The organism is Streptomyces sp. NPDC050759 (assembly GCF_044456945.1).
Lineage (GTDB): Bacteria > Actinomycetota > Actinomycetes > Streptomycetales > Streptomycetaceae > Streptomyces.
Genome location: NZ_JBITGI010000008.1, coordinates 272,223 through 285,786 on the forward strand (window position 1 = coordinate 272,223; position 13,564 = coordinate 285,786).

At 72.9% G+C, this 13,564-nt stretch carries 13 protein-coding genes and 1 pseudogene; 6 read left to right on the plus strand and 8 right to left on the minus strand.

The annotated features are described in order from the left end of the window. Positions 1-25: 25 nt before the first annotated feature. Complete coding sequence (locus ACIBJB_RS24685; protein ID WP_398933417.1) at positions 26-1,159, minus strand: MFS transporter; 1,134 nt, start codon at positions 1,157-1,159, stop codon at positions 26-28. Positions 1,160-1,175: 16 nt separating this feature from the next. Continuing rightward, positions 1,176-1,538, minus strand: a complete 363-nt coding sequence (locus tag ACIBJB_RS24690; RefSeq protein ID WP_057608409.1) for a metalloregulator ArsR/SmtB family transcription factor — start codon at positions 1,536-1,538, stop codon at positions 1,176-1,178. Positions 1,539-1,595: 57 nt separating this feature from the next. Here ACIBJB_RS24690 and ACIBJB_RS24695 point away from each other — a divergent pair, with 57 nt between their 5' ends. From ACIBJB_RS24695 to ACIBJB_RS24705, 3 genes are read left to right on the plus strand one after another with little or no spacing between them, the layout of a single operon-like run. Further along, positions 1,596-3,629: a heavy metal translocating P-type ATPase gene (locus ACIBJB_RS24695; protein WP_398933275.1), complete on the plus strand. Its 2,034-nt coding sequence runs from the start codon at positions 1,596-1,598 to the stop codon at positions 3,627-3,629. A 49-nt stretch (positions 3,630-3,678) separates the two neighbouring features. Continuing rightward, complete coding sequence (locus ACIBJB_RS24700) at positions 3,679-5,166, plus strand: AlkA N-terminal domain-containing protein (protein WP_398933276.1); 1,488 nt, start codon at positions 3,679-3,681, stop codon at positions 5,164-5,166. 9 nt (positions 5,167-5,175) lie between these two features. Further along, the gene (locus ACIBJB_RS24705) at positions 5,176-5,658 is read left to right on the plus strand and encodes a methylated-DNA--[protein]-cysteine S-methyltransferase (protein ID WP_398933277.1); all 483 of its coding nucleotides are present in this window, start codon (positions 5,176-5,178) and stop codon (positions 5,656-5,658) included. 44 nt (positions 5,659-5,702) lie between these two features. Here ACIBJB_RS24705 and ACIBJB_RS24710 read toward each other — a convergent pair whose 3' ends face one another. From ACIBJB_RS24710 to ACIBJB_RS24730, 5 genes are all read right to left on the minus strand, one after another. Continuing rightward, positions 5,703-6,197, minus strand: a complete 495-nt coding sequence (locus tag ACIBJB_RS24710; protein WP_398933278.1) for a GNAT family N-acetyltransferase — start codon at positions 6,195-6,197, stop codon at positions 5,703-5,705. A gap of 7 nt (positions 6,198-6,204) precedes the next feature. Then, complete coding sequence (locus ACIBJB_RS24715) at positions 6,205-6,933, minus strand: SIR2 family NAD-dependent protein deacylase (protein WP_398933279.1); 729 nt, start codon at positions 6,931-6,933, stop codon at positions 6,205-6,207. A 92-nt stretch (positions 6,934-7,025) separates the two neighbouring features. After that, positions 7,026-7,517, minus strand: a complete 492-nt coding sequence (locus ACIBJB_RS24720; protein WP_398933280.1) for an NUDIX domain-containing protein — start codon at positions 7,515-7,517, stop codon at positions 7,026-7,028. A gap of 34 nt (positions 7,518-7,551) precedes the next feature. Next, positions 7,552-8,637 (minus strand): ADP-ribosylglycohydrolase family protein, encoded by a 1,086-nt coding sequence (locus tag ACIBJB_RS24725; RefSeq protein WP_398933281.1) that lies wholly within the window; start codon positions 8,635-8,637, stop codon positions 7,552-7,554. An 81-nt stretch (positions 8,638-8,718) separates the two neighbouring features. Then, positions 8,719-9,096 carry a winged helix-turn-helix transcriptional regulator gene (locus ACIBJB_RS24730; RefSeq protein ID WP_398933282.1) on the minus strand — a complete coding sequence of 126 codons (378 nt, stop codon included), beginning with the start codon at positions 9,094-9,096 and terminating at the stop codon, positions 8,719-8,721. An 84-nt stretch (positions 9,097-9,180) separates the two neighbouring features. On the opposite strand from ACIBJB_RS24730, the gene ACIBJB_RS24735 reads away from it, so the two are divergent. Both ACIBJB_RS24735 and ACIBJB_RS24740 read left to right on the plus strand, forming a co-directional pair. Beyond that, complete coding sequence (locus tag ACIBJB_RS24735) at positions 9,181-10,089, plus strand: NAD(P)-dependent oxidoreductase (RefSeq protein WP_398933283.1); 909 nt, start codon at positions 9,181-9,183, stop codon at positions 10,087-10,089. 174 nt (positions 10,090-10,263) lie between these two features. Next, positions 10,264-11,382, plus strand: coding sequence for a glycerate kinase (locus ACIBJB_RS24740; protein WP_398933418.1), 1,119 nt, complete (start codon positions 10,264-10,266; stop codon positions 11,380-11,382). Positions 11,383-11,556: 174 nt separating this feature from the next. On the opposite strand, the pseudogene ACIBJB_RS24745 reads toward ACIBJB_RS24740, so the two are convergent. Beyond that, positions 11,557-12,602, minus strand: a pseudogene (locus ACIBJB_RS24745) (PucR family transcriptional regulator); the annotation flags it as partial. Between ACIBJB_RS24745 and ACIBJB_RS24750 the strand changes: the two are divergent. Further along, complete coding sequence (locus tag ACIBJB_RS24750; protein ID WP_398933284.1) at positions 12,559-13,557, plus strand: ABC transporter substrate-binding protein; 999 nt, start codon at positions 12,559-12,561, stop codon at positions 13,555-13,557. The pseudogene ACIBJB_RS24745 and the gene ACIBJB_RS24750 sit on opposite strands and share 44 nt — an antisense overlap. Positions 13,558-13,564 lie beyond the last annotated feature (7 nt).

Sequence of the window (13,564 nt, forward strand, 5' to 3'; positions counted from 1 at the left end):
CGCCCCTTCGGGCGCGGGGAACGTCTCACCCGCGCCTACGAAGGAGCCCTACTGCCAGCACCGGCCCGCACGCCAGCAGCACCGCCAGTACCCCGTAGCCATACGTCAGGGTTGCCGACGCGGCCACTGCCGCGACCATCAACGGGCCACCCGCGTCCCCGAGTTCACGCCCGAGCTCTGCCGCCCCCATCGTCTGTCCCAGCCGTTCCGGCGGAGTCGAGGCCGCGAGCGCCGCGAACCCCAGCGGAGTGATCAGCCCCGTGCCGATGCCGATCAGCGCGGCCCCCAGAAGCACACCCGCGAGCCCCGGCAGCATCGCGCAGCCCAGACCGGCCGCCGCCAGCAGCAACCCGGCGGTCAGCCCACCCCGTACGGTGAGCCGCCCCGCGTCCAACGCCCGCCCGGCGCGCGGCTGTACGACCGCCGCGCAGGCCGCGAGCACCGACACCGCGGCACCCGTCGCCACCGTGCCGAGCCCCGCCACCGCACCCGACACGGGCAGGAAGCCCACACCCACCGAGAGCGCGGCGGTCGCCCCGGCGAGCGCGGCCGTCGGGACCAGGAACGCCGGGTCGGCCAGCCGCCGGGCCAGGTCGAGGACCGTCTGCCGGGCCCGGGGGAGGGGCGGTACGACGGGCACGGCGATCAGCGCCCACACCGCCACGGCCGCGCCCAGCACCGCCAGCACCGTGAACAGCAGCCGCAGCCCGCCCGCCCACACCAGTACCCCGCCGAGGAGTGGGCCCAGGGTGTAGCCGACGGACTTGTAGAACCCGTAACTCCCGAAGGCCCGCCCGTGTTTCGCGGCCGGATTGAGCCGGGCCACCAGCGCGGACGCGGCGGGGGAGAAGGCGGAGGCCGCCGCACCTTGCCCCAGCCGCGCGGCCCACAGCCACCCGGGGCTGTCGGCGAGGGCGTAGAGCGCGGACGCGACGGCGAAGGCCACCAGCCCGCCGAGCAGCACGGGGCGCGCCCCGATCCGGTCGGCGATCGTGCCGAACAGCGGCTTGAGCAGGACCTCCGCGCCGTCGTACAGGGCGAGCAGACCGCCCAGCACCAGCAGTGAGGTGACCGCGTCCGCCGAGTCCGCGCCGAGGTTCGCGGCGATGCCGTGCGCGCCGAACGCGGTGGTGAAACCGGCCGCGTACAGCGGCCACATCAGACGCCGGGGCGGCTCACTCGGTGGCGTCACTGAGCCCCAGCCGCAGATGTTCGACGTGGTACACGGCCTGGTCGAGCAGCTCGGCGACATGGTGGTCGTGCAGCGCGTACACCACCGACCGACCCCGGCGCTCGCCCACCACCAGGCCCAGATTGCGCAGCAGTCGCAACTGGTGCGAGCACGCCGACTGCTCCATGCCCACCTCGGCGGCCAGCTCTGTCGCCGGCAGCGGTCCTTCGCGCAGCCTCGCGAGGATCAGCAGACGAGAGGGGGTGGAGAGGGCCTGGAGGGTGGTGGCCACCTTCGCCACGTTCGCCGCGTCCAGACGTACGCGCTCGGCGGTTTCCTGCGCGGTGGTGACGGCTCCATGACCCATGGGCGGTATCTTACCCATCGCACATGAACAGATGAATGAGTCTTCATGTGTTCCTGTATGGTGGCTCGGGTGTCCACGACTCTCACCCCCACTCGTGTCCCCTCACCTGCCCGCACCGCACCCCGCCGCCGCACCCGCGTCCTGGCCCTGCCCGAGGCCCGCTGGGCGCTGGCGTCGACCGTCGCCTTCATGGCGGCCCTGGTCCTGGACCTCGGCGGCCTGCCGTGGTGGGCGTACGGTCCGCTGTACGCGGTCGCCTATGTCACCGGCGGCTGGGAACCGGCCCTCGAGGGGCTCAGGGCGCTGCGCGACAGAACCCTGGACGTCGACCTGCTGATGATCGTCGCCGCGCTGGGCGCGGCCGCGATCGGACAGGTCCGGGACGGCGCCCTGCTGATCGTCATCTTCGCCACCTCCGGCGCGCTGGAGGCACTGGCCACCGCCCGCACCGCCGACTCGGTACGCGGCCTGCTCGATCTCGCGCCCTCGATGGCGACCCGGCTGACGGAGAACGGCGAGGAACCGGTCCCGACGAGTGAACTCGCCGTGGGTGACGTCCTGTTGATCCGGCCGGGCGAACGCATCGGCGCGGACGGACGGGTCCTGGAAGGGGCGAGCGAGGCCGACCAGGCCACCATCACCGGCGAACCCCTCCCGGTCACCAAGGGCCCCGGCGACGAGGTCTTCGCCGGCACCCTCAACGGCACCGGCGTGCTGCGCGTCCGCGTCGGGCGCGACCCCGCCGACTCCGTGATCGCCCGCATCGTGACCCTGGTCGAGGAGGCTTCCCGCACCAAGGCGCCGACCCAGTTGTTCATCGAGAAGGTCGAGCAGCGGTACGCACTGGGGATCGTGATCGCCACGCTCGCCGTGTTCGGCGTGCCGCTGATCTTCGGCGCCGACCTCACCGACGCGTTGCTGCGCGCGATGACCTTCATGATCGTCGCCTCGCCGTGCGCGGTCGTCCTCGCGACCATGCCGCCCCTGCTGTCCGCCATCGCCAACGCCGGGCGGCACGGCGTCCTGGTCAAGTCGGCGGTCGCGATGGAGCGGCTGGGCGAGGTGGACGCCGTAGCCCTCGACAAGACGGGGACGCTGACGGAGGGGACACCGGAGGTCTCGGCCGTACGGCCGCTGCCGGGCTCCGGGCTGACGCCGGACGCTCTGCTCGCGCTGGCCGCCGCGGCCGAGCACCCCAGCGAGCATCCGCTGGGGCGGGCGGTGGTGCGGGCGGCGCGAGAGCGGGGACTGCGGATCGCGGACGCGCGGGACTTCGCCGCCGTGCCCGGACGCGGGGTGACGGCGGTGGTCGGGGGGCGGGTGATCGGGGTCGGGCGCGCGGGTGACCCGGTGACCGAGAGCGTGGATCCCGGTCCCAGTCCCGATGCCGATCCCGGTGCCGATGCGACCGCGGTCGTCGATGGGCCGCGTGCCGATGCGCCTCGCGCGGCCGTCCCCGGCACCGAGGACGGCGACACCGTCGTCCTGGTGACCGGCGACGGCGTCCCCCTCGGCACCCTCGCCCTCACCGACCGTCTGCGCCCTCAGGCTCCCGCCACCACCGCCGCGCTCACCGCGCTGACCGGCACGGCTCCCGTCCTGCTCACCGGTGACAACGCCCGGGCCGCCGCGCGGGTCGCCGAGGCCACCGGCCTGGTGGACGTCCGCGCGGACCTGCTGCCCGAGGGCAAGGTGGACGCCGTACGAGAGCTGCGCGACGCCGGGCGCAAGGTGCTGTTCGTCGGGGACGGCGTCAACGACGCACCCGCGCTCGCCGCCGCCCACTCCGGCATCGCGATGGGCCGTGCCGGCTCCGACCTCGCGCTGGAGACGGCGGACGCGGTCGTCGTACGGGACGAGCTCGCGACCGTCCCCTCGGTCGTACGCCTGTCCCGGGCCGCCCGCCGACTGGTCGTCCAGAACCTGGTGATCGCGGGTACCTTCATCACCGGACTCGTCCTGTGGGACCTCCTCGGCCACCTCCCGCTCCCGCTCGGCGTCGCGGGGCACGAGGGCTCGACCGTGCTGGTCGGCCTCAACGGGTTGCGGCTCCTGAGGGAAACCGCGTGGCGCCAGGGCACGCGAGGTTGATGTCGGATTCTCGCCAGCCCGGGCCGGGCCGGTGGCCGATGCTGGACGCATGCAGACGGGGATGTACACCGAGACCGAGCGCTGCGTGCGCGCCGTGCAGTCCAAGGACGCACGGTTCGACGGATGGTTCTTCACGGCGGTCCTGACGACCCACATCTACTGCCGGCCGAGCTGTCCGGTCGTCCCGCCCAAGCCCCAGAACATGACCTTCTACCCGAGCGCGGCGGCCTGCCAGCAGGCGGGGTTCCGGGCCTGCAAGCGGTGCCGGCCCGACACCAGCCCGGGCTCCCCGGAGTGGAACCAGCGCGCCGACCTGGTGGCCCGCGCGATGCGGCTGATCGCCGACGGCGTGGTCGACCGCGAGGGCGTGCCCGGCCTCGCCGCCCGGCTCGGCTACAGCGCCCGGCAGATCGAACGCCAGCTGCTCGCCGAACTCGGCGCGGGCCCGCTCGCCCTCGCCCGGGCCCAGCGTGCCCAGACGGCGAGGATCCTCATCGAGACGACCGCGCTCCCGATGGCGGACATCGCCTTCGCGGCCGGCTTCTCCGCGATCCGCACGTTCAACGACACCGTGCGCGAGGTCTTCGCGCTCTCGCCGAGCGACCTGCGCACCCGCGCCGCGAAGAGGTCCCGTAACGCTCCGGACACCCCGGGCTTCCTGTCCCTGCGCCTGCCGTTCCGTGCGCCCCTCAACCCCGACAACCTCTTCGGCCACCTCGCGGCCACCGCCGTCCCGGGGGTGGAGGAGTGGCGGGACGGCGCGTACCGCCGCACGCTGCGGCTGCCGTACGGACACGGCATCGTGGCGCTCGCGCCCCAACCCGACCACATCGCCTGCCGGTTGATGCTGAGCGACCTGCGCGACCTGACCGTCGCCATCAGCCGCTGCCGCCGCATGCTCGACCTGGACGCCGATCCCGTCGCGATCGACGACCAGCTGCGCACGGACCCGCTCCTGGCGCCCCTGGTGGACAAGGCGCCAGGCCGACGCGTCCCGCGCACGGTCGACGAGGCGGAGTTCGCCGTCCGGGCCGTGCTGGGCCAGCAGGTCTCCACGGCGGCGGCCCGCACCCACGCGGCCCGCCTGGTCACGGCCCACGGCGAACCGGTCGACGACCCCGAGGGCGGTCTGACACACCTCTTCCCGTCGCCCGAGGCTCTGGCCGCGGTGGACCCCGACTCGCTCGCGATGCCCCGCACCCGCCGTACGACCTTCACCACCCTGGTCGGCGAACTGGCCGACGGCAAACTCCAGTTGGGGGTGGAGACCGACTGGACGGAGACCCGGACCCGTCTCCTCGACCTCCCCGGCTTCGGCCCCTGGACGGTCGATGTCATCGCCATGCGCGCCCTCGGCGACCCGGACGCCTTCCTCCCCACCGACCTCGGAATCCGCCGCGCGGCCCAGGAGCTGGGCCTGCCCTCCACCCCGGCCGCGCTGACGGCCCGGGCGGCGGCCTGGCGGCCCTGGCGGGCCTACGCCGTCCAGTACCTGTGGGCGACCGACAGCCATCCCATCAACTTCCTGCCCGTATAAGGACGTCCAGTGAAACAGCACACCGTGATCGACAGCCCCTACGGCCCCCTGACCCTCGTCGCGGACGACGGCGTCCTGTGCGGCCTCTACATGACCGACCAACGCCACCGCCCACCGCAGGAGACCTTCGGCGAGCCGGCCGACGGCTGGTCCAAGGAGGCCGAGGACCAGCTGACCGCCTACTTCGAGGGCGAGTTGAAGGAGTTCACCCTGGAACTGCGCCTGCACGGGACGGCTTTCCAGCGCACGGTCTGGGAACAGCTCCGCCGGATCCCGCACGGCGAGACCCGCACCTACGGCGAACTCGCCGACGCCCTCGGCAACCCCAAGGCTTCCCGCGCGGTCGGCCTCGCCAACGGCAGGAACCCGATCGGCATCATCGTCCCCTGCCACCGCGTGGTCGGCGCGGACGGCAGCCTCACGGGCTACGGCGGCGGGCTGGAACGCAAGCAGCGGTTGCTGGACTTCGAGCGGGGGGCGGCGCTGTTCTGACCGGTAGCCGGTGATTCCCCCGGGACCGCCGTGCCGTGCGACCCTCAGCCGCGCAGGTCCCGTCGGTACCGGATGCCGGTCTTGCCGCCGAGGTCGGCCGGGCCCGCCGGGCCGACCGGGGTGAAGCCCGTCTTGGCCAGCACCCTCTGGGACGCGATGTTCTCGTGGCTGGTGGCCGCGCAGAGTGTGTCCAACTCGTACCGGGTCGGCGCGAGACGGCACAGCTCGCGGACGGTCGCCGTCGCCACCCCGCGGCCGGTGGCGTGCCGCGCGACCCGGTAACCGAGGTCCGCGGTGCCGTTCTCGATGTCGACGAGGTTGAACCTGCCGAGGACCGAACCGTCCTCGGCGAGCAGCACATGAAAGGCGCAGAGACCGGTCTCCTGCTCGGCCAGCAGGGCGTCGAACCTTTCGGCGAACCGGTCGAAGAAGGTATCGCCGCGGTCGGTGACGGACGCGGCGAAAAAGGCGCGATTGGCCACCTCGAAGGCCAGGACCGCCGGGGCGTGTTCCGCGCGCAGTCGCAGGAGCTCGGGCATCGGGACCTCAGCCCGCGCTCAGGCCGCGGAGCAGTTCGGGCAGCGCCCTGCCGATCGGCTCCCGGATCACCTCGTCGGCGCGGTCGTCGTACGGTGTCGGGTCGGCGTTGACGATGACGAGCCGGGCGCCGTGGTCGGCGGCGACACCCGCGAGGTCCGCCGCGGGCTGGACCTGGAGGGTGGTGCCGACGGCGATGAAGATCTGGCAGGCCTTGGTGATGGCGACGGCCTCGCCCATGACGACGGGGTCGAGGCGCTCGCCGAACATCACGGTCGCCGACTTGAGGATGCCGCCGCAGGTCAGGCACGGTGGGTCCGACTCGCCGGCCTCGACCCGGGCGAGCGCGTCCTCCATCGGACCGCGGGCGTGGCACTTCGTGCACACCACCTGCCGTGCGGTGCCGTGCAGTTCGAGGACCTTGCGGGCGGGCAGCCCGGCGAGCTGGTGGAGGCCGTCCACGTTCTGCGTGATCACCCGCACCGGCACCCCGGACTTCTCCAGCTCGGCCACCGCCACGTGCGCGGCGTTGGGCTCGGCCTTCAGGGTCCGGTTCGCGCGCCGCATCTGCCACGACCGCCGCCGGATCTCCGGATCGCTCATGTAGTAGTCGTACGTCACGAGCTTCTCGGCCTCGGGATCCCGCCGCCACAGGCCGTTCGGGCCGCGGTAGTCGGGGATCCCGGAGTCGGTGGAGATACCGGCGCCGCTGAGGAGCGCGACGAGGGGCTTGGTCATGGTGCCGAGGGTAGGACGGGTGATCCGGGTGCGGCGACCGGATATCCATCCGCCTGGGCGCACGCAGGCACGAGTGCGGGCAGCGCGCCGGCTCAGCCCACCCGGCGTCCGTTCTCCAGCTCCAGCGTTCCCGACCCGTCCGCCAGCACGTCCAGCGCGGCCAGGACCCGGCGGCCGAGACCGTCGGGCAGATACTCGGCCAGCTCCTCGTGCGGGACCAGGCGCCACGACAGCAGCTCCTCCTCCTGGAGCCGGATCGCCTTGAGGTCGTCGTCGCCGAGGACACCGCCGTCGTAGAGGTACGCCACCAGCGGCGGCCAGGGCGGCCTGTACACCCAGTCCACCGCGAGCAGCCGGCCGAGGTCGCGGTCGAGTCCGATCTCCTCGAGCGTCTCGCGGCGCGCGCCCTGGCGCGGGGTCTCGCCCTCGTCGGACTCGATCGTCCCGCCCGGAAGCGCCCAGCCCTCACGGTAGTTGGGCTCGACGAGCAGGACCCGGCCCGAGGCGTCACGGAAGAGAGCGGCGGCACCGGCGAGGATCCGGGGAAGACCGGCGATGTACGTGGCGAAGTCAGGGGTGGTCATCCTCGAAGGGTAACCACGCCTCGTCCCGGTCGCCTCAGGCCTCCGCCTCCGCCTCCGCCTCCGCCAACCGCACCGTCCGCTCGGCCAGTTCGCTGATGTGCACCCCGTCGAACCCGAACACCGCGCTGCGCACCCGGTCCTCCAGCGGCACCTTCCACTGGTCCGGGATCGCGCCCGCGCCGGTGAGCACCCCGGCCACCGAACCGGCGGTGGCTCCGTTCGAGTCGGTGTCCAGGCCGCCCCGGACGGTGAGCGTGATGGTGCGGGTGAAGTCGCCGTCGCCGTAGAGCAGTCCGGCGGTCAGGACGGCCGCGTTCGGGATGGTGTGGATCCAGCCGAGCCCGGCGGTCTCCTCCGAGAGTGTCGTCAGGGTGTCCTCCCAGGTCATCCGGGTGTCGTGCAGGGACACCACCCGGCGTACCGTGCGCGCGAGGCGGCTGCTCGCGGGGATCACCGCGAGCGCCTGGTCCACGGCCTGCCGCACGGTGCCGGCCGTGAACGCCGCCGAGATCAGCGCCGCCGCCCACATCGCCCCGTACACGCCGTTGCCGGTGTGCGAGAGCACCGCGTCCCGGCGGGCCAGGGCGGCGGCGCGGCGCGGTTCGCCGGGGCAGGTCCAGCCGTAGATGTCGGCACGGATGAGGGCGCCGATCCACTCCTGGAAGGGATTGTCGTACGTCGCCGTCAGCGGCGGTTTCAGTCCGTTGGCGAGGTTGCGATAGGCGGCCCGCTCCGCGGTGAACGTCTGCAGATACGGCAGCCTCAGGAGCCACAGATCGCCCACCTGTTCGGTGCTGAAGCCGAAGCCGTGGGTCTCCAGGAGGTGGAGACCGAGGATGGCGTAGTCGACGTCGTCGTCACGGCAGCTGCCGTGGATGCGGCCGCGCACGCACTCCCGCCACTCGGGCCGCAGCTCGAAGCCGTCGCTCTCGCCGACGGGTTCGGGAAGGTAGTCGGTCAGGGGCAGGGCGGCGGCCTGCCGGAGGTAGCGGTCGATCCGGTCCCGCGTCCACAGGTCGCCCTGCTCGACCGGTTTGCCGAGCATGTTGCCCGCGATCCGGCCGAGCCAGCCCCCGAGGACGCGGTCGGCGAGCTCTGGTTCGGTGCCCACAGGGGTCATAGCTCCGGTGTACCCGATTCCGGAGCCTGGCACAGTCCCCCTCCGCGGTGGTGGTGTCGTCGCTCCGGCCGTGGGACGGGTTCATGCCCTGCCGGGTGAGGCCTTTGCCACCTCGACCTTTTCGAGGCCTTCGCGACGTGTCCGTTCGGTCCCCCAGACGCCGAGCGGCCCGAGCGCCTGATGGAGCGTGTGCCCGTCCTCGGTCAGGGAGTACTCCACCCGCGGTGGCACCTCGGCGTAGACCTCCCGGTGGACGAGTCCGTCCGCTTCCATCTCCCGCAGGTGCTGGGTGAGCATCTTCTCGCTCACTCCGGGCAGACCGCGGCGGAGTTCGGCGAAGCGGCGTACCCGATGAGTGTCGAGTTCCCAGAGGATGAGCCCCTTCCACTTCCCGCTCACCACGTCCAGCGCGGCGTCGATGCCGCAGATGTACGGCCCGCGCCTCGGTCCTCTGGCCATCACTGACCCCCCTTACTAAAAGGTAAGTACCGCAGAAAATAGTGGGTACTTCCGAGCTTCGGGGCGCTCTTCCAGGATGGAGGCGTGAACGGACACCAGAACCCCACCACCAAGCAGGGCAGCCCTGTCACCGTGATCGGGCTCGGCCCGATGGGCCGGGCGATGACCCGCACCCTCCTCACCGCAGGCCATCCGGTCACCGTCTGGAACCGCACCGCGGGCCGGGCCGACGGCGTCGTCGCCGAGGGAGCGACGCGCGCGGCGACACCCGGCGAGGCGGTCGAAGCGAGCGACCTCGTGATCCTCAGCCTCACCGACTACCGGGCGATGTACGACATCCTCGACGGCTCCACCGCGTTACTCGCCGGCCGGACGCTGGTCAACCTGAGCTCGGACACGCCCGACCGCACACGCGAGGCGGCGACCTGGGCGGCGGGCCACGGCGCCGCCTTCCTCACCGGTGGTGTCATGGTCCCCGCGCCGATGGTCGGCACGGAGGCGGCCCATGTCTACTACAGCGGCCCCGGCGAGGTGATGGAGCACCATCGGGCGACGCTGGCACCGCTCGGCGCGCCGAGGTATCTGGGCGAGGAGCCGGGCCTCGCCCAGATGATGTACCAAGCGCAGCTCGCGGTCTTCCTCACCACCTTGTCCGCACTGATGCACGCCACCGCGATGCTGGGCACCGTGGGAATGAAGGCCACGGAAGCCCTGCCGGAGCTGCTCTCCTCCGCCGACTCGATCGGCGCCATCCTGAGGGCCGGGGAGGAGACCCCCGGTGCCGCGCTGGACGCCGGTGAGCATCCCGGAGACCTCAGCACGGTCACCATGATGGGCGCGACGGCCGACCACATCGTCGAGACGAGCAGGTCACTCGGCCTCGACCTCGCCCTCCCGCTGGCCGTGCAGGCCCATTACCGACGCGCGATCGAGAACGGACACGGCAGCGACAACTGGACCCGAGTCATCGACAGCATCCGCGAGCCGCGCTGACGGGACGCCGCACGAAGGGGCCCTTCGTGCGCTCCACGACGGACGAGTTTTCCTCCTTCTCAGGGACCGGGCGGTGCATGACGTCGGGGGGCGTCTCCGGTTAAGGTCGCAGCGGCGCGACTGGCCTTGACGTGCGCGAGGCCCGGAGAGCAAGGGGAAAACGTGACACAGCGCGTGCTCATCGCCGCGGACAAGTTCAAGGGCTCGCTGACGGCCGTGCAGGTCGCCGAGCGGGTGACGGCCGGGCTGCGCCGGGTCGTGCCGGGCCTGGAGATCGAGGCGCTGCCCGTCGCCGACGGCGGTGACGGGACCGTCGCCGCGGCCGTCGCGGCCGGTTTCGAGCGCCGGGAAGTGCCGGTCGCCGGGCCCCTCGGGCAGGAGGTCACCGCCGCCTTCGCGGTCCGCGGGGACACCGCTGTCGTGGAGATGGCCGAGGCCAGCGGCCTGCAGCGGCTGCCCGCAGGCGTCTTCGCCCCGCTCACGGCGTCGACGTACGGCTCCGGAGAGCTCCTGCGCGCCGCGCTGGACGCCGGCGCCCGCACGATCGTGTTCGGGGTCGGCGGCAGCGCCACCACCGACGGCGGTGCCGGCATGCTCTCCGCGCTCGGCGCCCGCTTCCTGGACGCCGACGGCGAGCCCGTGGCGCCCGGCGGCGGAGGCCTCGCCGATCTCGCCTCGGCCGACCTGTCGGGCCTGGATCCGCGGTTCGCGAACGTCGAGTTCATCCTGGCCAGCGACGTCGACAACCCGCTGACCGGCCCCAAGGGCGCCCCCGCGGTCTACGGCCCGCAGAAGGGCGCCTCCCCGGACGACGTGGAGGCCCTCGACAGCGCCCTCGCCCACTACGCGAAGGTGCTGGAGGAGGCCGTCGGCGCGAAGGCCGCAGGGTACGCCGCCTCACCGGGTGCGGGCGCGGCCGGCGGCATCGGCTACGGCGCCCTCCTCCTCGGCGCCCGGTTCCGCCCCGGCATCGAGGTCATGCTCGATGTCCTGGGCTTCGCGCCCGCGCTGGAGTGGGCGGACCTGGTGATCACCGGGGAGGGCTCCCTCGACGAGCAGACCCTGCACGGCAAGGCCCCGGCGGGCGTCGCCGCGGCGGCCCGCGCCAGGGGCAAGGAGGTCGTCGCCGTGTGCGGCCGCCTCGCGCTGCCCCCGGAGGCCCTCGGCCGGGCGGGCATCCGTCGCGTCTACCCGCTCACCGACGCCGAGCCCGACATCCAGCGGTGCATCTCCGAGGCGGGCCCGATCCTGGAGGACGTGGCGGAGCGGATCGGCCGGGACTTCCTGGTCTGAGCGGCTTCTTGAGCCGGGCCGCTGTATGTGCCGACCGCGTGTTCCGGCCGGGCCGCCGATCTCCCGGGGCGAGGCTCATGTCTGCCGAGTGGCCTGCGTCTGCCGAGCGGCTGCGTCGGCCTCGCCGCGGGTGCCGGTCGGCCGAGCCATCCGTCTCGGCCGCCACTCCGCACATCACTGACGCGGCCCCGACAACCGGTACGCGTCCAGCGCCAACGTCATCTCGATCAGGTCCCGGGGCCGGGCCAGCGAACGGGACGTGAGCTGCTCGAGCCGCCGCAGCCGGTTGAAAACCGTGTTGCGTGGCAGTACAGCCGTCCGGCGGCCCGCCCCGCCGACCCCTCGCACACCAGCCACACGTCGAGGGTCTCCAACAGTACGGCCCGGTCGGCGGGCTCCAGCTCCAGGAGCGCGCCGAACACGTCCGACACCAGCCGGTCGGCCAGCTCCGGCTGGCTCACCACCAGCGCGGTCGGCATCCGCTGATCAAGGCGTACGACCGCGGTGGCGTCCGGCGGACAGGTGCGCAGCGCCAGCTCGGCGAGGCGCCGGGCCCGCCCCAGCTCGGCGAGGCCGGGGACCACCGGACTGATCCCGCCCGGCCCCGCGCACCGCCCGTCCAGCGCACGCGCCACCGCGTCCAGGCCCTGCCCGGGCGCGAGCGCCACGACCGCCACCTCGCCGTCGGCCCGCATCCGCCAGATGAACCGGAACCCGGCGCCCCGCACCGGCCGCTCGGCCGCCTCCCGCCGCTCGGCCCGCAGCACCACCACCGCGTACGGCCCGTGCTCCGGCAGATCGAGCCCCGCCGCCGCCCGCGCCGCGAGCCCGGGCGTCGCCTACCCCTCCAGCAGGGCGTCGAGGAGCGCCTGCAGTTGTTCGTCCGTACGCCGCCTGAGCTCCGCCTCGGTGGCGCGGTACGCCTCCGACGCCGCCTGCGCCTGCGCGTCCACCGCCGACCACACCATCGTGGTCGACCGCATCAGCGCCGCGAGCCGCTCCGGCTCCCGACCGGCGGTCCCCTCCACGAGCGCGTCCCACACCAGGTAACCGGCGTTCCGGTAGGCGTGTACCAGAAGGTCCAGCGGCAGCCCCTGATGGGCCCGGCGCCGGCCCGCGTCCTCGGCGTACTCCAGGTCGCGGCGCGGGGAGTCCCGGGGCGCGGAGATCGTCTCGATGCCGATCCGCATCGCCTCCTCGGCCTCCCGCCACTGCTGGTCGCAGAAGGCCGTCTCCGGCTACACCGAGCTGGAGCCGAAGGTGCTGGGCTTCGCGCAGTTCATCGGCTCGCCGTTCGTCGCCGCGGTCAAACAGCGGATCGACGGCCAGGACAAGGGGCTGGTGCTCCCGCAGGCCTGGTCGGCCGCGCTGCTGGGCAGCCCGTACATCCGGGTCATCGGATCCACCTACGACATCGAGACGATCAACGCGGTCGACTTCCTGATCAAGGAGAAGGGGCTGAAGAAGGGGGACAGGATCGGCCATGTGTACTTCGAGGGCGACTACGGCGAGAGCGCCCTGGTCGGCTCCCGGCACATCGCGAAGGAGGCCGGGCTCACCGTCGTCGAGCAGAAGATCAAGCCGACCGACAACGACATGACCGCCCAGGTCACCGCCCTCAAGCAGGCCGGCGTCAAGGCGATCGTGATCAGCGCGGGCCCGCGGCAGGCGGCTTCGCTGGTGGGCGTGGCGGCGGCGAACGGCTTCGCCGTACCGGTCATCGGCAACAACTCGGCCTTCGCGCCGCAGCTCCTGGCCACCCAGGCGGGCCCGGCCCTGACGAAGAACTACTACGTGGCCTCGCCCTCGCTCCCCATCGGCGCGGACACCCCGGAGGCGAAGAAGCTCGTGGCCGACTACCGGGCCGCCTACCCGGACGACGCCCTGGACAACGGCATCGTCGCCGGCTGGACCGCCGCGTCGGCCTTCGGCGAGGCACTGAAGAAGGCCTGCGCGAACAAGGACCTCACCAGGGAGGGCGTCGACAAGGCCCTGTTGTCGATCGACTCCTACGACGTCGGCTTCGGCGTCGCCCAGAACTTCACCGACCCCAAGTCCCCGTCCTCCCGCGAGAGCGTGATCCTCCAGCCGGACAAGAGCGTGACGGGCGGCATGAAGGTCGTACGGGAGGCGGGGGCGTCCGCGGTGGCGGAGGCGTACACACCGGGGGCGTGAGGGGCGG